Origin of the sequence: Brevundimonas sp. UBA4553 (genome assembly GCF_002387245.1) — a bacterium.
Taxonomy (GTDB): Bacteria; Pseudomonadota; Alphaproteobacteria; order Caulobacterales; family Caulobacteraceae; genus Brevundimonas.
Genome location: NZ_DGLD01000019.1, coordinates 142,122 through 162,347, shown reverse-complemented (window position 1 = coordinate 162,347; position 20,226 = coordinate 142,122). Strand labels below are relative to the sequence as shown.

Sequence of the window (20,226 nt, the reverse complement as noted above, 5' to 3'; positions counted from 1 at the left end):
GCCCTGCTCTGTCGCTCACGTCTTTTCCCCGGACGACAGGGCGCGTCCCGGTCGTCTCTGGTATCTACGCGGGCGACGGCTCGTCCCCTCGTGAGGGGACCGGAAGGCCGGCGCGTATGGCAAGTGGGGCGTGACGCAGGTGCGCAATGACTGACGACATGAATGAGTTGATCGCAGCGGTCGGGCCGGGCGACGCCGGCCGGCTGGTCGGCATGGAAGACGCGGTCTGGGTGCGGATCGGCGAACGCAGGGAGCGTGCCCGCATGGGTCAGGTTCGGGTCGCCGCCGTTGCGCTCGCTCTGGTGATTGGCGTCGCGAACGGAGGGCTAATGCTCATGGCTCCACGGCCGGAGCCGTCCGAGATGCGGATTTTCACGGTCTCGGCGGGCTTGTCGCCTCTCTCCGGCCTGGACGTTCGGGGATGAGGGCCGCCTGGAAGTCGATCGTTATCACGGCCATCCTGGCCGCGCTGGCCAGCGGCGCGGCGACCTGGGCGAGCGCGACCTGGGTCATGCGGGAGCGGCAGCCGCCAAGCCTGCACAGCGTCGTCCATAAGAAACTCGACCTGAGCCCTGAGCAGGATCGACGGCTCGACGTGGTCGAAGCCCGGTTCGCCGCTCAGCGGCCGGCGCTCGAAGCGGAAGTCCGCGCGGCCAATCGCGAACTGGCGGCCGCTATCGCCGCCAGTGACGGCGACACGCCCCAGGTCCAGGCCGCGGTCGATCATTTCCACGCGGCCATGGGCGATCTGCAGAAGGCGACGATCACCCACGTGTTCGAGATGCGATCCGTCCTGAGCCCGGCGCAGGCCGAGGTGTTCGACGCCGCCGTCGTCGAGGCCCTGCACGACGACGCCGGCTAAGCGGCGCGCGTGGGTGCCGAGCAGAGCATCGAGGCCCGTGCGGCGACCGGAGACCGGGCCGCCTTCACCGCCTTGATGGCCGCCACAAAGGCAGATCTCTACCGGTTCGTGCGCCGCTATGTCGGCGATGAGTCCGAAGCGCATGACGTGCTTCAGGAAAGCTATGCGTCCGCCTGGCTCGCCCTGCGGCGGTATGATCCGGCGCGGCCGTTCGACGTCTGGCTGCGCTCCATCGCTCTCAACAAATGTCGCGATTGGGGTCGGCGGCGCGCGGTGCGCCGGGTCGTGCGCGGCGTCATGGGCCTGGAAGCGCCCGAGGCGGCGGCGGTGGGCGACGATGCGCCCTCACCCGAGACCCGGCTGGACGATCAGCGCAGGGCCCAAGCTCTGCAACGCGCCTTGCGGGACCTTCCCGACGCCCTGAAGGGGCCGCTTCTGCTCGCCACGCTCGAGGGACGGTCTCACGCCGAGATCGCCTCGATCCTCGGCATTACGCCCAAGGCGGTCGAGACCCGCGTCGCCCGCGCCCGCAAGATCTTGACGGCGGCTCTGGGCCAGGCTTCCGGCGGAGACGCTTGACCTCGCCATGATGGGAAGGTGCGCAAGCTGCGAACCCGACGTCTGTGGCGTCCTGACGCAAGGGGTACGCCGCCCGGCTGCGTATCTGAACGAACGGCCGAATAGCCCGACCAAGGAATTTCTCGCCTATGTCCACGCTCCGCCTCGATCGCCGAACGCTTCTCCGTGGCGCAGCCGCCGGCGGCGGGCTGCTGGGCCTGCAGGGTTTGCTCCCCGCCTGGGCGCAAACAGAATCGGCGGGACTGCGGGCGGATCTTCCGACGCTGACGGGACCGAACATCGACCTGACCGTCGGACACACGCCCTTCACCGTGGGCAGCCGCACCGGCCATGCGGTGACCATCAACGGCGTTCTGCCGGCGCCGCTTCTACGCCTTAGGGAAGGTCAGAACGTCCGGCTATCAGTCGCCAACACCCTGGACGAGGACACCTCGATCCACTGGCACGGCCTGCTCGTCCCGTTCCAGATGGACGGCGTGCCCGGCATCAGCTTCCCCGGCATCCGGGCGCGTGAAACCTTCGTCTACGAGTTCCCGATCAAGCAGTCGGGCACCTTCTGGTATCACAGCCACTCCAACCTTCAGGAGGCGATGGGCCACTACGGTCCGATCGTCATCGACCCGGCGAACGCCGATCCGGTCGCCTACGAGCGCGAGCATGTGCTGGTCCTGTCGGACTGGAGTTTCATGCATCCGCACGAAATCCTGGCCAAGCTGAAGAAGAGCCCGGGCTACTTCAACCAGCAGCGCACCACGCTGGCGGGGCTCATGGACGGCAGCGACCGCATGAGCCTGGAGGAACGGCGCATGTGGGGCCAGATGCGGATGGACCCGCGCGACATCCTCGACGTCAGCGGATCGACCTACACCTATCTGATCAACGGCCATGGGCCGCAGGAGAACTGGACCGGCCTGTTCCGGCCCGGCGAGCGGGTGCGGCTGCGCATCATCAACGCCTCGGCCATGTCCATCTTCAACGTTCGCATCCCGGGCTTGCCGATGACCGTGGTGCAGGCCGACGGCGAGAACGTGCGCCCGGTCGAGACGGACGAGTTCCAGATTTCAGTCGCCGAGACCTACGACGTCATCGTCCAGCCGACCGAGGACCGCGCCTACACCATCGTCTCCGAAGCCATCGACCGGTCCGGCATGGGCCGGGCAACCCTGGCGCCGCGCCTGGGCATGACCGCCGAGGTCCCTCCCCTGCGCGAGGTCCCGAACCTCACCATGCGCGACATGGGCATGGGCGGAATGGATCACGGCGCGATGGGCGACATGTCCGGTATGGACCATGACGCGATGTCCGGCATGGACCACGCCGCTCCGACCCAGAACGCGCCCGCAGCCGGCGAGATGGCCGGGATGTCCATGTCGGGCATGAACATGCGCGATCCCGAGAACGCTCCGCCCGACATGGCGGTGGGCGTCGGCGTCGATGCGATCGCCATGGACCCCGCCAACCGTCTGGGTGAGCGTCCGATCGGTCTCACGACCGTCGATCATCGCGTCCTCGTCTACACCGACCTGGTGTCGCTCCAGCCGAACAAGGACCCGCGCCCCCCGTCTCGGACGATGGAGATCCACCTGACCGGCAACATGGAGCGGTTCATGTGGGGCTTCGACGGCCGAAAGTTCAGCGAACTGGTCGAACCGATCCGCTTCGAGCGCAACGAGCGGGTGCGGGTGACCCTGGTCAACGACACCATGATGGCCCACCCGATCCATCTGCATGGTCATTTCTTTGAACTGGTGACCGGCGGACCGGCCGGGCACCAGCCCCTCAAGCACACGGTCAACGTCGCGCCCGGCGGCAAGGTGACCTTCGATCTGACCGCCGACGCGCCCGGTGATTGGGCCTTCCACTGCCACATGCTGATGCACATGCACGCCGGCATGTTCAATGTTGTGACGGTGCGGCCCATGGACGGAGCTGCGTCATGAACCGCCTCGCCGTCGCCCTCGCCCCGCTGGTGCTCGCCGCCAGCGCCTTCAGCGCCCAGGCCCAGGACCCTCACGCGGGCCACACGATGCCGGCGACCGCGGCGCCGACGCGCCCCGCGCCAGCACCGCGGCCCACGCCACAGGCGCCGGCCCGACCGGCGCAGGATCCGCACGCCGGTCACGTCATGCCGCCCGCGCAGACGCCGCCCGCCGCGGATCCGCATGCAGGCCACCAGATGCCGGCGCAGCCCGCGCCCGTAGACCCGCACGCGGGACACCAGATGCCGGCGGCGACGCCCGGCCAGGCTGATCCGCACGTGGGCCACGACATGTCGGCCATGTCGCCCGCGCAGACCGACCCTCACGCCGGGCATGACATGTCGACCATGAGCATGGGGCCGCCCGATGTGGCGACCAGCTCCGACAATCCCGGCCGTCCTCCGGAGGACCCGCTCCCGGCCGCCGCCCTGGCCGGCCCTGCCCACGCCGCCGATCTCGTCTTCGGCGCCGAGGCCATGGCCGCCTCTCGCCGGACCCTGATTCACGAAAACGGCGACGTCCGCACCACGGCCGTCATTCTCGATCGCCTCGAAGCCGGCTTCGGCGACGACGGCGAGACCTACCTCTGGGACGTCCAGGGCTGGACGGGCGGCGACATCAATCGCTTCTGGTGGAAGTCCGAGGGCGAAGGCGACTTCGGCGGCGAGCTCGAGGAGGCTGAAGTCCAGGCGCTCTACAGCCGCGCGGTCACGCCCTTCTGGGACGTTCAGGCCGGCGTGCGTCAGGACTTCCGGCCCGACGGCGAGGACACCACGCATCTGGTCCTCGGCCTGCAGGGCCTGGCGCCCCATTGGTGGGAAGTCGACGCCGCCGCCTTCCTGTCGACCGACGGCGACCTGACCGCCCGCGTCGAGGCCGAATACGACCAGCGCATCACCCAGCGCCTGATCCTTCAGCCCCGCCTCGAAATCGACGCTTCAGCCAGCGACATTCCGGAACTGGAGATCGGTTCGGGCCTGTCCTCGATCGAGGCGGGCCTGCGACTGCGCTACGAATTCCGCAAGGAGTTCGCCCCCTATGTCGGCATCGAGTGGAGCCGCGCGTTCGGCGATACCGCCGACTACATCGAGGCCCGAGGCGGCGAGACCGACGACACCCGCTTCGTCGTCGGCCTCAAGGCCTGGTTCTAACCGAAGGAGACCACCCCATGATGATCCGCACTCTCGTTGTCACCGCCGCCCTCGCGTTCGCCGGCGCCGCCGCCGCCCAGGACCCGCATGCGGGTCACGCTATGCCGGCCCAGGCCGCAGCGCCCCAATCCGGCATCACGACCGTTCCTGCGAATGGCGCGATGACCCAGGGTTCGCCCGAGCGGTTCAGCGTCACCTTCCCCCACGCCATGGTCCTCAAGACCGTCGCCCTCTCCGCCGAGGGGCAGGCTCCGGTCGACGTCACTGTCCCCGCCGCGCCGGCCGCCGCCACCGTCGGCGTGGCTCTTCCGCGCCTCGCGCCGGGCAACTACACGGCCGCCTGGACCGCCGAAGGCCCGGACGGCCACAAGATGTCCGGCTCCGTCAGCTTCATGGTTCACTAGGAGAACGACGATGAGGGTTTCCAACCTGCTGGCCGCCGCCGGCGCGATCCTGACCCTGAGCGCGGGCGCGGCCCTCGCCGCCGAGGGCTGCGAGTGCTGCAAGGACATGGCCGCGGACGCCGCGATGACGTGCTGCGACGAGATGAAGACCGAGCCCGCCCCGGCCGAACCGGCGCCGCCCGCCCCGGTGCCGTCGGATGCGCCCGCGCCTCAGGGCCACGCCGACCACAACTGATCGTCGCATCGATGGTTTCCGGCGGTTTCCCGTGGGGGAGCCGCCGGACGCCTCAGTTCTGAATCAGGCGGATCAAGTTTCCATCCGGGTCGATGAGCGCGCCGATCCGCAGTCCCGACTCCTCAAGCTTCGGCGCGTGCAGGCGGGGGTGGCCCCAGCAGGTTTCCGGCAATCCTGAAACGACGCACCCTGCGTAAAACCCGTCCAGGTCGTCCAGCCGCAGGCAGCAGCCGAAGTTGCTGGTCAGCGGATCCACCTCCGGATGCGGGAAGAACTCCAGCGTCAAACCGCCTCTTTTCAGGATCATCCAGCCTTTGTCGCGCCAGTCCTGGTCGAAGCCCAGTCGAGTGTAGAACTGGGACGTAACTTCGAAATCCCGCGACGGTAGGTTGGGCGTGGCGTGGTCGGTCACGGCGAACTCCGGGAATGCAGCAATGCCGCCGTAGCCTAGCCGCAACACCCCTTGCCATCTACCTGGATCGGCGGACACGGCACGTCGGCATAGGAGCAGAACACGCAGCAGTCGCCGGGTAGGGGCTTCAGCTTCATGCCGCAGCCGAGACAATCGTAAAACCAGATGCAGGCGTCGGTGGGCATGGTCTCCGTCGCAACATGACCGCAATCCGGGCAGGTCAGCGTCGAATCCAGAACGATGGCCGGGGTCATCGCATGGCCGCCAGTCGCGGCATGACCCACGGCTCGATGTACGGCTGCCAGGCCATGGAAAGGACGATCAGCAGACTGGCGATCACCAGCAGCCAGAAGGCGAGCCGCGAAGGGTGGCGGCAGGCCCCGTCTTTCCGACACATCCGCAGGCGACGCCAATGCAGCAGCCAGCCCGCGGCCAGGATGACGGCGGCCAGAAGCGTCAGCCAGTTCCGCGCACCCGCGATGACCGCGGCGCCGGCGAAGGATACGCCCGCCACGGACAGAGCCAGAGGCAACACACAGCACGCGGCCCAGGCGAACACCGAGGCGACACCGCCGAGGGCGGCCGAGGCGCTGACGGCGACCTCGGGCATGCGGGGCCGGTCGTAATCGATGGCCATGGGACCTCCCGTTCGATTTCTGCTACAGGCTACAACCCGTAGCCGCTACAGGATCAAGAGCCATGTCCGCACGAAGTTTGACGATCGGGCGCCTCGCTGACAGCGCCGGGGTGAACCTGGAAACGGTGCGCTACTACGAACGTATCGGGTTGATGCCCGCGCCGGCCCGGACCGAGGGCGGCCACCGCAGCTACGAGCCGGAACACGCCCAGCGCCTGCGCTTCATCCGCCGGTCGCGCGAACTGGGCTTCGGCATCGACGCCATTCGGCGCCTGATCGCGCTGAGCGAGCCGGGCGTTCAGGCGTGCTGCGAAGTCCGCGACATGGCCCAAGACCACATCGCCAGCGTGGACGCCAAGATCGAGGATCTGCAGAGGCTACGGAAAGTGCTGAGGCAGGCTGTGGCCGACTGCAGTGAAGGCGGGCGGGTTAGGTGCCCGGTGATTGATGAGCTGGGCTCGAGCTAGCGTCGAAGCTACGACCCTGTGCCGATGACAGCGGTCAGCCTCAGTGCCGTGAAGGCCTGATCGACGCGGCCGCCTCGCGGCAAGCATCTTCGCAACGCCGGCATTCTTCGGCGCAGATACGGCAATGCTCGTGCATCTCGGCGTGCTTCTCGCACTCGATGGCGCAGTCGGCGCAAGCCTCGGCGCAGGTCTCGAGCATGCGCTTTATCAAGGCCTCGTTGCTGCCGGCGCGCCGCACGGCGAGCCCGGCCGTAGCCAGACAGACATCGGCGCAGTCGAGATCGAGCCGGATGCACTGGGTCAGGTCCCTGACCATCTCCTCGGCCAGGCAGGCGTCAGCGCAGATGCGGCATACGGCGGCGCAGCCGTAGCCCGCTTCGATCGCGCGAATGAGGCTGTCGTTCACGCTGCCGCGTACGTCGGGGTGGGTGCTGATCATTGGTTGGATTTGCATCGGAGGCTCCCTCGGGTGATCTGGATCCAACCCCGGCGCCGGGAAGATGTTCCGAACGGCGACGCCTCCCGACCTCGTCAAACCCGTACTTCGCCGAGCCGAGATCATGTGGAAATGCGGTGGACCAGACATCAGGGGCCGGCCGGCGACCTCAAGCTCACATGCATTCGACCACGGATCACTGAACCGCTTGCGATTTGGATCTCCGCACTTGCCCGCGAGAGTTCATCTACAATCGGCGGCGCAACCGAGATTGTGGGGTCGGCGGGCTCCGGAACAGAGAGGCGCTGGTCTTGAGCCAGGGACGTAATGCGTCGGCCCGGGCGCGCCGGGCCGGCCTCGTCCTCGCTGCCCTCGAGGGCCGAAGGCTCGTCTTCGCGAGCGGGCCCGCGCGAAAAGTCAGCCTGTTGGTCGCGCGCGCCGTGTTGCGCCTTATACGGCCGGGCGGAGGCCGTTGCCGCTCACATGCAGTTTTTGGCGCCTTCGGGGCCCCGCAAGCGTCTGCGGGCTAGCTCTCGACGCCACGTTAGCCGCAGCGGACGCTTCGCCTCCGGCTTCCGCCGGCTCCTCAATCCCGTCGCCCATGACCATTCCGCGGGGATCAGCGCTTGCGTGACCGGCCTCGTACGGTCGCGATACGTCAGCGAAGGCATGGTTGCGAGACCCCGGGCGCCTCAGGCGAACGGATTCGCTTGGCCGCGCCGGCCGAGCAGGGGGCTGTGTCCTGCCCGGGCGGGTGCGGGCCTTCTACCAGAGGTTCCGCTGCGATATGGGCGGGCTTAGCCGGCGCTCCACGCCTGGGCGACGTCAGGTCAGGGCGCGACAACTGCGCCCGTCGCCAAACCGGCCCGCGCCCGCCATGGTGGGATTTGGACTCCCAAGGAGCGCTCACTTTGGTTCAAACTCGCCCGCGCTTGTCCCGCCGGACCCTCGTGTTCGGCCTGCCCCTGGTCGCCGTGCCCGGCCCGGCCCTCGCCGCGCCCCCGAAACGGATGATCGCCTACAAGACGCCATGGTGCGGCTGCTGCGGCGGCTGGATCGCCCACATGCGCCAGGCGGGCTGGATCGTCGAGGTCGTCGAGCGCGAGGATCTCGCCCCGATCCGGGCCCGGCATGGCATTCCGGACCGCCTCGCCTCGTGCCACACAGCGGTGGTCGGCGCCTACGCCATCGAGGGCCATGTTCCGTCGAGCGATGTCGAGCGGCTGCTCGGCGAACGCCCCGCCGCCCGCGCACTAAGCGCGCCCGGCATGCCGGCGGGCTCGCCGGGCATGGAGGCCGCCGGGCGCGAACCCTATGCGACCGTCCTGATCCTCAACGACGGTTCGACCCGCGTGTTCGGTCGCCACAACGGGGCCTGAGAAGGCGCACCGCCGGCAGTCACGACGGTTGACGACGCGGCGTCCAGCGCAGCAGGCGCATGGCATTGGCGGTGACCAGGACCGTGGCTCCGGTGTCAGCGAGGATGGCGGGCCACAGGCCCGTCACCCCGATCACGGTGGTGACCAGGAACACCGCCTTCAAGCCCAAGGCGATGGTGATGTTTTCCCCGATATTGCCCATCACTCCGCGGGACAAGGCGATCATGTCGGGAATGTCCCTGACCCGGCCGTGCAGGACGGCGGCGTCCGCCGTCTCCAGGGCCACGTCGGTGCCGCCGCCCATGGCGATGCCGACATCCGCCTGGGCCAGGGCCGGGGCGTCGTTGATGCCGTCCCCGACCTTGGCGACCACCAGCCCCTCGGCCTGCAGCGCCTTGACGATGACTAGCTTGTCCTGCGGCAGCAGTTCGGCCCGGGGCTCGATGCCCAGGCCGGCGGCGACCGCCTCCGCCGTGCGGCGGTTGTCGCCCGTCAGCATGATGGTCCGGATGCCCCGCGCCTTCAGGTCGGCCAGACCCTGGACTGCGTCGGGCCGCGCCTCGTCGCGCATGGCGAGGAACCCGGCGACGCCATCCCCGACGACAAGGACGGAAACCGTCTTGCCCTCGGCGTTCAGGGCGGCGATGGCCGCGTCCTGGGCCGGCGTGATCGGGGCGCGTCGGGCCGCGGCCTGCGGCGAGCCGAGGAATATGCGTTCGCCGCCGACCTCGCCTTCCACGCCCTCCCCCGGAATGGCCTGGGTGGCCGAGGCCGGCGGCGCCGTGATCTTGTCCGCCTCAGCTCGGGCGAGGATGGCGAGGGCGAGCGGATGGCTCGATCCCGTTTCCAGCGCGGCCGCTAGGGTCAGCAGGGCGGAGGCATCCCGCGTTCCGGCGACGACGTCGGTGACGACGGGCTTGCCGGCGGTCAGGGTCCCCGTCTTGTCGAAGGCGATCGCCGTGATCTTGCCCAGCGTCTCCAGCACGGCCCCGCCCTTCATGAGCAGGCCGCGCCGGGCCCCCGCCGACAGGCCGGCGGCGATGGCGGCCGGCGTGGAGATGACGAGGGCGCAGGGGCAGCCGATCAGCAGCACGGCGAGGCCCTTGTAGACCCATTCGCTCCACGTCCCGCCGAACAGCAGCGGCGGCGTGACCGCGACGAGGGCGGCGAACACGAGCACGCCCGGCGTGTAGATTTTCGAGAAGCGGTCGATGAACCGTTCGGTCGGCGATTTCGATTCCTGCGCCTCCTCGACGAGACGCACCACCCGGGCGATGGTGTTGTCCGAGGCTGAGGCCGTCACGCGCACTCGCAGGACGCTGCCGCCGTTGATCGTGCCGGCGAACACAGGATCGCCCTCGACCTTGCGCTTGGGCACGCTCTCGCCCGTCACCGGGGCCTCGTCGAGGTCTCCCGCGCCCTCGATGATCTCGCCGTCCGCCGGAACGCGGTCTCCGGGCCGGACGAGGATGATCGCGCCCACCGCCACGGTCTCGGCGGCGACCTCCGTGGTCACGCCGTCCACCTCGACGAAGGCGGTCTTGGGCACGAGGGCGGCGAGCCCCTGGATGCTCTTGCGCGCGCGACCAGCCGCCACCCCTTCGAGCATCTCGCCGACGAGGAACAGCAAAACGACGGCGGCGGCCTCTTCCGCGGCCCCGATGAAGACGGCGCCGACGGCGGCGATGGTCATCAGCATTTCGATGGAGAAGGGCGTGCCGTGGCGCGCCGCCGAAAAAGCGCGCGACGCGATCGGAATGAGCCCCACGGCCAGGGCGGCGAGGAAGGCGTATCGTTCCAGGGAGGGGAACAGCGTGCCCAGTCCATAGGCGGACAACAGCGCCAGGCCGCAGAGCGCGGTGAGGCGGGCCTTGCCGGTCCACCACCACGGGGCGCCCCCGGCCCGGGCGGCCGCCGGAGGTGGGCCCGCCGCCGCAGCGACGGCTCCGGACGTCGGCGCGGCCGCTTCTCCGCTGTAGCCGAGGTTGCGCAGTTGCTGCAGGACCGCCTCGTCGGCGAGGTCTCCGCCATGCCGGATCTTGAGCACGCCGGTCTGCACCGCCACCGAGACGTCCTCGACGCCCGGCAGCCTGCGGATCGCCGTGTCGATCTTGCGGCCGCAGCTGGCGCAATCCATCCCGGTGACCCGGTATCGGCTTTCGAGAGTTTGCGCCGTCATGTCTGTTCCTTGTGATCTCTATAGGGCAAGGCTACCTCCTCCAGCGACTGTAGATGCAAGCTAAAAAATGAGCGCGCCGTTCGGTTGGAGTGGAGGGCGCCGTCCGACGAACCCCGGAGGCGAGCCCAGCCCCTTGATGACCTCGCCTTGTCCGCATGACCGGGAGACCGCGCCGCCGACGGCCGCACAGGTGGAACGCGCCCTGGACGCAGCCGCCGCCAGCGTCGCCGCCGCCGGGGACAAGCTGACGCGCCCCCGGCGCAGGGTGCTGGAGCTCCTGCTCGTCGCGGGCGCTCCGGCCAAGGCCTATGATCTCGTGGCGACGTATCACCGGGAGGCCCGCGTCGCGACGCCGGCGACCGTCTATCGGGCGCTGCAGTTCCTCGAGACCCGCGGTCTGGTTCATCGTCTTTCCAGCCTTAAGGCCTATGTGGCCTGCGATCCCGAACGCCTCGGTTCGCCTGCGGTTTTTCTTCTGTGCGACTGTTGCGGCTTCTGTCGCCAGATTCCTTCGTCCGGCATGGCGTCGCTGGGCGCGGCCGCGACAGCGGCGGGCTACGAGATCGAACGGATCACGCTCGAAGGCCAGGGTCTGTGTCCGGCCTGCCGCCCGCAGCGCCCCGGCGCGGCCCGGGATCCGGCCCCCCAGACAGAGCCGGGGGCGGCCGCGGGGGTCCGGGCCCACAAGCACTGAGCCGCGCCCCTGATCAAGCCCGGGGCGGGTCGATGGCGGCCTGGCCCGGGCGCCCGGCCGCGGCGACGCCGGGGCCCGCGGCCCATTCCATGGCCTGTTTGGTGGCGGCGGCCGACATTCGGGTCCCCCCCCCCCGTCGGGACGGACTAAGCCAGGTCTGGACCGGTCGGTCGAAGCCGTAGCGAAACACGGCGGCGGCCACGAACGCCCCGACCAAGCCGATCGCCCACAGGACCCAGCGAACGCCGGACGACCACGCCTCCTGTCCAAGGGCGTCGAGCAGGCCGAACCAGACGATGCGGCTCACCTCATTCGTGAGGAACATCGAGAACGACATTAGGGCCAGATGCTCGATCAGCCGTGAAGGACTGCGCACCGGCACGGCGCCGGCGGCCCAGATGATCACGGTCATCAGGCCGAGCGACACCAGGCTGAAGGCGCCGAAGGCCTGCAGCCCCACGAGCGCGAAGGCGGCGGCGAGGCCGATCGCCCTGGCCCGGTGCGGCGCGACACAGACCCGCGAACCGTAGAAGGCCGCCGCGACTCCGAGCAGGAAGAGCGGCATGGCGCGGAGAATGCCGTGGCGCATCGGCAGGCGGTAGATCGGATCCCCGAGCCAGAGCGAGGCCGCGACATCGGCGACGACGACGAGGAGGGCCGCGCCGATCACGACAGCGATCGGCGGCCAGCGCCACAGGGCCCGGCAGATCCAGGGCAGCAGGAGGTAGCAGGCAATCAGGGCCGAGAGCGTCCAGGTCGGGGCGTTCCACCCCTGCCCGCCCGGCACGCCCCAGGCCTGGAGCAGCAGCACCTGGGCCGGCAGCTGCGACCAGTCGAACCAGCGCGGATTGCTGGGCGCGATCCCGGCCAGGGCGGCGCCGCCGACGAGCAGCACCAGGACGAGGCTGACCGCCAGGTGGGCCGGAATGACCCGCAGCAGGCGCTGGCGCGCATAGGCGCGCAGCGAGGCCTGTCCGGACGCGAGGCGATCACCGTAGATGCGGGCCAGGACATAGCCGGAGTCGATGATGAAGAAGTCGGTGAGCAGATAGCCGCGCTCGAAGACTGGATGCAGTTGTCCGAGAGGCACAGGCGCGGCCTCGCGGAAATGGTAGAGGATGATCAGCGCCCCTACGATAAAACGCAGCGCGTCCAGCCAGCCGCCGCGCGCGATCCGGACGGGGCGAGGCGATGGCTCGGTCAGCGCGGCTTCGGGCATTCAGTCAGCCTTCCGTGGCGCAGACTTGGCGGCGGCGCTGCGGTGCTCATGTGGACGCAGGACGATCTGGTCTCGCGAAGCGTAGAGGACGGCCGTTCCCAAAACCCAAACGACGACCAAGCCTCCGACGACCATCAGTCCGGGCCTATCGCGGGGTCCAAACACAAACGAGCAGCCGATCACGCCGCCCAGAATGGCCCCGTAACCAAAATGCAGCGGCACCTTGTGTGCGCCCAGCAGCAGAAGGGCCATGCAGAAGACCAGGCCTCCTGCGAACAGGCTGACCCCGATGGCGACGAGCGTATCGAGCACGGGCCGTGGCTTCAGCGGGCGCGCCTGGAGCCGCCGCCTACCTCGTTGGCGATAGCGGCCTTCCCGCCAACGAATGCTCCGGCCGCGCACGGTGAAGCGTTTGCCGGCCATGCGTCAGGGCCTTGCGTTGGGCGCGGGCGTGTCCTCATGGCGCGCAAGAAGGATTCTCATCCGGACAATTTCGGATTCCTGGGCCGCAATGATCTCATCGGCCAGATTACGCACGTCGCGGGCTTCGCCATGCTCGACGGCGACCTTGGCCATTGCGAGCGCACCCTCGTGGTGGGCGATCATTCCGCGCAGGAAGTCGATGTCGGCGTCGCCCGTGTAGTTGATGCTCATGGCCTGGTGCATCTTCGCGCTGGCCTCGCGATAGGCGCGAGTCGATGGGCTGTCCGTGGTCTCGCCAGCGTGGCTTGCCTCGGTGTCGCTCGGGCGAGAGTCAGCCGCCGACGGCGCCGCAGGGACCTCGCGGGTTTGCCGCGAGATCATCCCGAAGGCGAAGGCCGACAGGGCGAGAAAGACGGCGATGACGGAAATCCATCCGAAACGCTTCATGACGATGTCCTTGAGAGAGCCGGCGGGGCCACGGGGGCGGCCGGGATTGCACTGGGAAGGATGGGCGCCGTTCGGTCGCGGTAGCCGAGCAGGCGCAGAGCGTTGAACACCACCAGCAGGGTCGACCCCTCGTGGAGCGCCACGGCAGGGCCGATGCCAAGGCCGAGGATCGTCGCCGGCACAAGGAAGGCGACGATTCCGAGACTGACGTAGAGATTCTGGAGAATGATGCGCCGCGTCTGTCGGCTGAGACCGACGGTGAAGGGCAGCTGCGACAGGTCGTCGGACATCAAGGCGACGTCGGCGGTCTCAAGCGCAACATCGGAGCCAGCCGCGCCCATCGCGATACCGACGGTCGCCGTGGCCATGGCCGGGGCGTCGTTCACCCCGTCGCCGACCATGGCAATCTTGCCGTCAGCGCGAAGGCGTTTGATGGCGTCGACCTTGTCCTCGGGCATGAGGTCGCCCCAAGCCTCTGTCAGGCCGACCTGTCCGGCGATCGCCTGTGCGGCCTTCTGGTGATCGCCCGAGATCATGATCATTCGCCCGATGCCGAGGGCGCGAAGAGCGGTCAGCGTCGGCCGCGCTGCTGGGCGAGGCGTATCAAGAAGCCCAATGACACCGAGATCGCGCGTGCCGCGTCGCACCACCATCAGGGTTCGCCCCTGCAGTCGCAACTGAGCGACGACAGAGGTTGTTTCGTCGCCGAGCGGCGCTACGCCGTCGACGCCGAACATCTCCGGCTTCCCTATCCAGATCGTCTCGCCGTGCAGCTGGGCGGTCACGCCCTTGCCCGTCAGGCTCTTGAGGTCGATCGCGGCCGGGATGATCGTATCGCGCAAGCGTGCGCCACCGTCGCGCGCGATGGCCTCCGCCAACGGGTGGTCGCTGAGCCGTTCGACCGCCACAGCGACCGCCAGAAGATCGCCCTCCTTCGTCCCGCGCACCGTCATGACGTCGGTGATCCGCGGCCGTCCCTCGGTCAGGGTGCCGGTCTTGTCGAAGGCGATGGCGTTGAGCGAGCCGAGGTTCTCCAACGGCGCGCCGCCCTTGATCAGGACACCGGCGCGCGCCGCACGGGCGACGCCCGAGAGGACGGCGCTCGGGGTGGCGATGGCGAGCGCGCAAGGACTCGCGGCGACCAGCACGGCCATGGCGCGATAGAAGCTGTCGCGGAACGGCTCATCGACGACGACCCAGGCGAACAGCAGGACAAAGGCGAGCGCCAGCACCACAGGCACGAAGATGCGTTCGAACCTGTCCGTGAAGCGCTGGGTCGGCGACTTCTGCGTCTCGGCCTCACTCACCATCCGAACCACCTTGGCCAGGGTGGTGTCGCTCGATGTGCGGGTCGTCTCAATCTCGATGGCGCCTGAGCCATTGATGGTGCCCGCGAAGACGAGAGACGGCGATCCGACCTGGGCCGGTCTCGCCCGCGCCGCCTCGGGGTCCGCGACGGGCTGCTTGTCGACAGGCATGCTTTCGCCGGTCACGGGGGCTTGGTTGATGCTTGTGGTGCCGACCACGACAAAGCCATCAGCGGGCAGTCGTTCGTTTGGACGCACCACCACGGTGTCGCCGACGACCAAATCTTCGACAGGCAATTCGACGACCTGCCCGTCGCGTCGCACATGGGCTGTCCGGGGGGCAAGCTCGGCCAGGGCCTCGATCGCGCGTTTGGCGCGGCCCATGGCGTAGTGTTCGAGCGCGTGGCCGATGCTGAACAGAAACAGCAGGAGAGCGCCTTCGGCCCAGGCCCCGAGCGCCGCCGCACCTGCGGCTGCGACGAGCATCAAGGTATCGATCTCGAAGCGCTTCTGGCGGAGGTTCTCGAACGCTTCTCGCACCGTAAAAAAGCCGCCGAAGATGTAGGCGATCAGGAAGAGGGCGAGGGGAATCCAAGCGGGAAGGCCCGTTGCGAGTTTCTCGAGGGCGAATCCAAGGCCCAGAGCAAGGCCACTTGTCAGGGCGAAGATCAGCTCCGTATTGGAGCCTAGAACGCCACCGTGATCGTGCTCCTCGGACTTGGTGTGGAGATGGTCCGGCAGTGTTGTGCTGGTCATAAATAGGGTCCCGTTGCGGGTTGGGAATCGCGGCTGCTTGCGGCGACCGCCGCGATCGAGGGGGCGGGATAGCGACACGGGCGAAGGCGCGCCGGGCCAGCGGGTTCCAGCGCGATCCGCTCGCAGGTGGTCATCCCGGTTCTCCCGACCTCAGGGCACGGGCACGACGGCATTAAAGCCCCCGAGCCGCTGGAGCTGCTCAATCGCTTCGAAAAGCGGAAGCGCTAGGAGAAAGACGAAGCCGTCGCGCACCGTGCGGACGAAGAATACCGGCCGGATCATGATTTCCGCCTCGTCGCGCCATAGGGAGAGCTTGGGCAGGAACCGAGGGGTGCGCTCACGGTAAGCTTGGTAGTCGTGTCCAAAGGCGTCGGAGAGGAAGCGTTCTTCGCGGCCGACCACGATGCGAAACACCACCCAGCAGGCTAATCCGAAGACCAAACCGACGCTAAGGCTGCCGGACTGGGCGCCGATGCCAAACGCGCCGATGAAGCTGAAGACGTACAGCGGATTGCGGCTGACCGAATACGGTCCTGCGGATATGATCTCCTGTTTCTTCCGGCCACCGATGTAAAGGGAACACCAGGCCCGACCGATGATGCAAACCATGATGGCGATCAGGCCCAGATGCTCGACAGGATGTTCGAGCAAGGGCCAGGATGTGACGAGCGCCGCGCAGACGACAAGAAGCAGGCCCCCGACGAGAATGCCCGCCTTGCGCCATCGTTGAACGGATTGGATATCGACCGCTGATCGACAGGCGTCATCAGGGGGCGAGGAGCCGGACAAAGCGGGGCTTGCGGGCTTGGAGACGCTGTCGGAGGGCTCGAGCGGCATCATTGCCCCTCCCCCTCAGCCGGACGATCCTTAGCCGCATCGCGCAGGATATCCACGCCGCCCTTCAACGCGATGGCGGCCACGAGGACGCCGACGACGAGGTCCGGCCACGCCTGGCCGAGCCAGAGCACCAGGGCCCCGGCGACGAGGATTCCCCCGTTGGAGGCGAAGTCGTTAAAGCTGAACGTCTCGGCAGCCTTCATGTTGACGTCGCCGCTGTGCTGACGGCGGATCAACTGCAGGCAGATCAGGTTGATGATCGCTGCGACGACCGAGAGTCCCATCATGGTCGGGCCGATCGGTTCGGTCCCGATGAGGAATCGACGACCCGCGTCCAGAAGGACGCCAGCGCCGAAGATAAGGAGCATGACGCCCGAGAGGCGCGCCGCCCCCCGCTTCCACGAACCAGGCCGACCGATCGCGAGAAAGCTGATCAGATAGACAGCAGCGTCCGAGGCGTTGTCCACTGCATTGGCCAGCAGAGCGCTGGAATCGGCGGACAAGCCGCCGATCCCGAGCGCTAATGCCAGGCCCGCGTTGAGCGCGAGAACCGTCAGCAACGTGCGTCGCTGCTGACGGTCATCCTGAGTGCGAGCAATCAATCCTCAACCCCCTCGTCCTTGCGATGACGCACCGCCTTGGCCGCGAAGGTCGGCAGGACCAGCAGGGTCAGGGCCGTCGCGGTCAGAAGGCCGCCGATGACGACCGTCGCCAGAGGCTTCTGAACCTCGGCCCCCGCGCCGTGGGCGAGCGCCATCGGGATGAAGCCGACAATGGCGACCAAGGCTGTCGTCAACACCGCACGCAATCGGCTGGACGCCCCTTCGATCGCCGCGTCCCGGGGCGCGAGCCCCGCCTGCAATCGCTCGCGAATGGCCTGCATCAAAACAAGTCCGTTCAGGGTCGCCACACCCGAGACGGCGATGAAGCCAACGGCCGCAGACACCGAGAACGGCATCCCTCGCATGAGAAGCGCCAAGGCGCCGCCGATCAAGGCCAAGGGCACGCAGGCGAAGACCAGCCCAGCCTCGGAGAACGACCCCAGAGCCATAAACAGCAGCACACCGATCAGGACGAAGACGATCGGAATAACCAGGCCCAGCCGTTGTTCGGCCCGTTTGAGGTTCTCGAACTGACCGCCCCAGGTCAGGCGGACGCCCGGCGGGAGCTGGATTTGGTCCACCTTGGTTTGTGCGTCGGTGACGAAGCCGCCCAGATCCCGGCCGCGAACGTTGGCCTGGACCACCATCCGTCGGCTACCGTCGTTGCGGCTGATCTGGTTCGGCCCCTCGGCGCTTTGGATACGGGCTACCGAAGACAGCGGCACGGTTACGCCTGTCGAAGAGACGATCGGCAGGGCCGCGAGCGCCGCCGGATCGTTGCGCGCATCGTCCGGAAGACGGACGACGACGTCGAAGCGACGGTCGCCCTCGAAAATCCGGCCGGCCTCCGCGCCGCCGATGGCGGCCGAGACCGCTTCAGAAACGTCGGCTGCGGACAGGCCGTAGCTGGCCGCCGCGAACCGATCGACGCTGACCGTGAGCGTCGGCAAGCCCGACGCTTGTTCGACGCGAACGTCGGCGGAGCCGGTGGTCTGCCGCAGTACGCCGGCCACCTCATCAGCGACCCGCTGCATGGTGTCGAAGTCATCGCCGTAGACCATGACCGCGAGGTCGGTCCGGACCCCGGAAATGAGTTCGTTGAAGCGGAGCTCGATGGGTTGGCTGAACTCGAAATTATTCCCGATCTGTTGGTTGGCGAGCTCTTCGAACCGCTCGAGCAAGGCTTCCTTCTCGAGACCTGAATCCGGCCAGTCCATGCGGTCCTTCAGAACGATGACGCTGTCCGAAATGTTGGGCGGCATCGGGTCGACGGCCGCCTCGGCGGTGCCGGTCCTGGAGAACATGGTCTCGACTTCCGGCTGGGCGGTGATGACCCGTTCCAACGCCATCTGCATGGCGAGCGACTGTTCCAGCGACGCCGAGGGAACACGCAGCGCCTGCATGGCGATGTCGCCTTCGTCCAGGGTAGGGATGAACTCCCGCCCGAGGGACGAAAAGGCCAGACCACCGACGACGACCGCGCCGAGCGCCGAGATCAGGACGATCTTCGGACGATCGACGGCGGCGCGGATGGCCGGCTGGATCCAACGCCGCGCGTGGCGGAGCAGGAAGGTTTCGTGTTCGTGGGCGTGGCCGTGTTCGTCGGTCTCGACCTTCTTGGGATCCCGCACCAGCAGGGCCGTCATGGCCGGAACGAAGGTGAAGGAGAAGATGAAGGCCCCGACCAAGGCCAGCATCACCGTCGCCCCCATGGGGACGAAGGTCTTGCCCTCCACCCCCTCAAGCATCAGCAGGGGCGTGAAGACCAGCAGGATAATCAGCTGACCGAAGGCGGCCGGCTTGACCATCTTGCGAGCTGCGGCCACGGCGACATCGAGGCGTTCCCGACGGGTCAGGGCCCGTCCCAGATCGATCCGCCGCTGCGATAGCATCAGCAGGGTGCTTTCGACGACGATGACCGCCCCATCGACCAGAAGGCCGAAGTCCAGCGCGCCCAAGCTCATCAGGTTTCCACTGATGCCAAACCTATTCATGCCGATGACGGCGAACAGGAAGCTGATCGGGATCATCAGGGCCGTGATGCTGGCCGCACGAATGTTTCCGAGCAGCAGGAACAGCACGACGATGACCAGAAGGGCGCCCTCGGTGAGGTTGCGGGCCACGGTCGAGATGGTCGAGTTGACTAGGGCGCTACGGTCAAGGACCGTCACCGCCTCGATCCCTGCGGGCAGAGTCTTGCGAACCTCATCGAGTCGCTCCCCGGCCGCCTGGGCCACGGTGCGGCTGTTGCCGCCCGCGATCATCAGCGCCGTTCCGAGCACGGCCTCGTGGCCGTCACGGCTGGCGCCGCCCAGGCGCGGAGCCTGGCCGATCTCGACCGTGGCGACATCGGCGACCCGCACGATCAGGCCGTTCCGGTTGACGACCGGCGCCTGAGCCAGATCTTCCACGGTGGAGGCCAAGGCGTCGGTGCGGACCGTCAGAGCTTCGCCAGCGCGCTGGATATAGCCTGCGCCGGCCTGAGTGTTGGCGCGATCGAGGGCCTGGATAAGGTCGCCCATGCCCAGGCCGTAGGCGGAAAGGCGCGCCGCGTCCGGACGGACCGCATACTCCTTCACATAGCCGCCGACGGTGTCGACGCCGGCGAGACCGGGGGCGGTCCGCATTTGCGGCGCGACGATCCAGTCCTGCACGGTGCGCAGATAGGTGGCGCGCTGCTGCGGGGTCGAAAGCAGATCGCCTTCGGGCGTCAGATAGGCTCCGCCCGCCTGCCAGCCCGGCTCGCCAGGCTTGGCGAGGTTCTGACTGTTGAATGGCTTGTAGTCGATCGTCCACATCAGCACTTCACCGAGGCCCGTGGTGATCGGGGCCATGGTCGGCTCCACCCCGTCAGGCATGGCCTCCCGGGCGCCCGCGAGCCGTTCGGCGACCTGCTGGCGCGCGAAATAGATGTCGGTCTGGTCGGTAAAGATGACCGTGACCTGGCTGAAGCCGTTTCGGCTGAGGGATCGGGTCGTGGTCAGGCCGGGAATGCCGGCCATGGCGGTTTCAATCGGGTAGGTGACCTGTCGTTCGATCTGTTCAGGCGCGAGCGCCGGAGCGACCGTGGTCACCTGGACCTGGCGATTGGTGATATCCGGCACGGCGTCGATGGGAAGCCGTGTCAGCTCGAGGAGTCCGTAGGCCGCGACAAGCGCCGTGGCGAGAACCACGAACCATCGGAATTTGACCGAGAGTTCGATGATGAATTTGAACATGCG

Annotated in this window: 22 protein-coding genes; 10 read left to right on the top strand and 12 right to left on the bottom strand. The window is 68.0% G+C overall.

From position 1 onward, the window contains the following. Positions 1-146 precede the first annotated feature (146 nt). The 7 genes from B4A39_RS13220 (at position 147) to B4A39_RS13190 (ending at position 5,210) form a co-directional block, all read left to right on the top strand. Complete coding sequence (locus tag B4A39_RS13220) at positions 147-425, top strand: hypothetical protein (RefSeq protein ID WP_040349357.1); 279 nt, start codon at positions 147-149, stop codon at positions 423-425. Next, positions 422-862, top strand: coding sequence for a Spy/CpxP family protein refolding chaperone (locus tag B4A39_RS13215; protein ID WP_292036990.1), 441 nt, complete (start codon positions 422-424; stop codon positions 860-862). The genes B4A39_RS13220 and B4A39_RS13215 overlap by 4 nt, the downstream gene beginning before the upstream one ends. Before the next feature lie 9 nt (positions 863-871). Further along, entirely contained in the window at positions 872-1,441 is a 570-nt protein-coding gene (locus B4A39_RS13210; protein WP_292036989.1) for an RNA polymerase sigma factor, read from the top strand. A 128-nt stretch (positions 1,442-1,569) separates the two neighbouring features. Further along, positions 1,570-3,381, top strand: coding sequence for a copper resistance system multicopper oxidase (locus tag B4A39_RS13205; protein ID WP_292036988.1), 1,812 nt, complete (start codon positions 1,570-1,572; stop codon positions 3,379-3,381). Further along, on the top strand, positions 3,378-4,571 hold the full coding sequence (locus B4A39_RS13200) for a copper resistance protein B (RefSeq protein WP_292036987.1): 1,194 nt from the start codon (positions 3,378-3,380) through the stop codon (positions 4,569-4,571). The genes B4A39_RS13205 and B4A39_RS13200 overlap by 4 nt, the downstream gene beginning before the upstream one ends. Positions 4,572-4,588: 17 nt before the next feature. Continuing rightward, positions 4,589-4,975, top strand: a complete 387-nt coding sequence (locus B4A39_RS13195; RefSeq protein ID WP_245159507.1) for a copper resistance protein CopC — start codon at positions 4,589-4,591, stop codon at positions 4,973-4,975. 10 nt (positions 4,976-4,985) lie between these two features. Next, positions 4,986-5,210, top strand: a complete 225-nt coding sequence (locus B4A39_RS13190) for an ammonium transporter family protein (RefSeq protein ID WP_292036985.1) — start codon at positions 4,986-4,988, stop codon at positions 5,208-5,210. A gap of 52 nt (positions 5,211-5,262) precedes the next feature. On the opposite strand, the gene B4A39_RS13185 is transcribed toward B4A39_RS13190, so the two are convergent. From B4A39_RS13185 to B4A39_RS13175, 3 genes are read right to left on the bottom strand one after another with little or no spacing between them, the layout of a single operon-like run. After that, positions 5,263-5,622: a bleomycin resistance protein gene (locus tag B4A39_RS13185; protein ID WP_228184634.1), complete on the bottom strand. Its 360-nt coding sequence runs from the start codon at positions 5,620-5,622 to the stop codon at positions 5,263-5,265. A gap of 35 nt (positions 5,623-5,657) precedes the next feature. Then, positions 5,658-5,876, bottom strand: a complete 219-nt coding sequence (locus tag B4A39_RS13180) for a GDCCVxC domain-containing (seleno)protein (RefSeq protein ID WP_114818253.1) — start codon at positions 5,874-5,876, stop codon at positions 5,658-5,660. Further along, a complete protein-coding gene (locus tag B4A39_RS13175; RefSeq protein ID WP_114818252.1) occupies positions 5,873-6,259 on the bottom strand; it encodes an MFS transporter permease in 387 nt (128 codons plus the stop codon). The genes B4A39_RS13180 and B4A39_RS13175 overlap by 4 nt, the downstream gene beginning before the upstream one ends. A gap of 62 nt (positions 6,260-6,321) precedes the next feature. On the opposite strand from B4A39_RS13175, the gene B4A39_RS13170 reads away from it, so the two are divergent. Further along, positions 6,322-6,726, top strand: coding sequence for a MerR family transcriptional regulator (locus B4A39_RS13170; protein ID WP_040349355.1), 405 nt, complete (start codon positions 6,322-6,324; stop codon positions 6,724-6,726). Between the two features lie 40 nt (positions 6,727-6,766). Here B4A39_RS13170 and B4A39_RS13165 read toward each other — a convergent pair whose 3' ends face one another. After that, entirely contained in the window at positions 6,767-7,180 is a 414-nt protein-coding gene (locus B4A39_RS13165; RefSeq protein WP_040349354.1) for a four-helix bundle copper-binding protein, read from the bottom strand. Between the two features lie 932 nt (positions 7,181-8,112). On the opposite strand from B4A39_RS13165, the gene B4A39_RS13160 reads away from it, so the two are divergent. Beyond that, positions 8,113-8,541, top strand: coding sequence for a DUF411 domain-containing protein (locus B4A39_RS13160; RefSeq protein ID WP_008263799.1), 429 nt, complete (start codon positions 8,113-8,115; stop codon positions 8,539-8,541). 19 nt (positions 8,542-8,560) lie between these two features. Here B4A39_RS13160 and B4A39_RS13155 read toward each other — a convergent pair whose 3' ends face one another. Next, on the bottom strand, positions 8,561-10,720 hold the full coding sequence (locus B4A39_RS13155) for a heavy metal translocating P-type ATPase (protein ID WP_114818250.1): 2,160 nt from the start codon (positions 10,718-10,720) through the stop codon (positions 8,561-8,563). 190 nt (positions 10,721-10,910) lie between these two features. On the opposite strand from B4A39_RS13155, the gene B4A39_RS13150 reads away from it, so the two are divergent. Then, a complete protein-coding gene (locus B4A39_RS13150) occupies positions 10,911-11,414 on the top strand; it encodes a Fur family transcriptional regulator (protein WP_228184633.1) in 504 nt (167 codons plus the stop codon). A 13-nt stretch (positions 11,415-11,427) separates the two neighbouring features. On the opposite strand, the gene B4A39_RS13145 is transcribed toward B4A39_RS13150, so the two are convergent. The 7 genes from B4A39_RS13145 to B4A39_RS13115 form a co-directional block, all read right to left on the bottom strand. Next, the gene (locus B4A39_RS13145; RefSeq protein WP_228184632.1) at positions 11,428-12,633 is read right to left on the bottom strand and encodes an acyltransferase family protein; all 1,206 of its coding nucleotides are present in this window, start codon (positions 12,631-12,633) and stop codon (positions 11,428-11,430) included. Continuing rightward, positions 12,634-13,056 carry a hypothetical protein gene (locus B4A39_RS13140; protein WP_112863181.1) on the bottom strand — a complete coding sequence of 141 codons (423 nt, stop codon included), beginning with the start codon at positions 13,054-13,056 and terminating at the stop codon, positions 12,634-12,636. Positions 13,057-13,059: 3 nt separating this feature from the next. Beyond that, positions 13,060-13,503 (bottom strand): CopM family metallochaperone, encoded by a 444-nt coding sequence (gene copM / locus B4A39_RS13135; RefSeq protein ID WP_114818249.1) that lies wholly within the window; start codon positions 13,501-13,503, stop codon positions 13,060-13,062. Then, on the bottom strand, positions 13,500-15,566 hold the full coding sequence (locus B4A39_RS13130; protein ID WP_088582519.1) for a heavy metal translocating P-type ATPase: 2,067 nt from the start codon (positions 15,564-15,566) through the stop codon (positions 13,500-13,502). The genes copM and B4A39_RS13130 overlap by 4 nt, the downstream gene beginning before the upstream one ends. 150 nt (positions 15,567-15,716) lie before the next feature. Beyond that, positions 15,717-16,406 carry a methyltransferase family protein gene (locus B4A39_RS13125; protein ID WP_008264189.1) on the bottom strand — a complete coding sequence of 230 codons (690 nt, stop codon included), beginning with the start codon at positions 16,404-16,406 and terminating at the stop codon, positions 15,717-15,719. After that, positions 16,403-17,005, bottom strand: a complete 603-nt coding sequence (locus tag B4A39_RS13120; RefSeq protein WP_040349350.1) for a cation transporter — start codon at positions 17,003-17,005, stop codon at positions 16,403-16,405. The genes B4A39_RS13125 and B4A39_RS13120 overlap by 4 nt, the downstream gene beginning before the upstream one ends. Then, positions 17,002-20,223, bottom strand: coding sequence for an efflux RND transporter permease subunit (locus B4A39_RS13115; protein WP_114818248.1), 3,222 nt, complete (start codon positions 20,221-20,223; stop codon positions 17,002-17,004). The genes B4A39_RS13120 and B4A39_RS13115 overlap by 4 nt, the downstream gene beginning before the upstream one ends. Between the last annotated feature and the right edge of the window lie 3 nt (positions 20,224-20,226).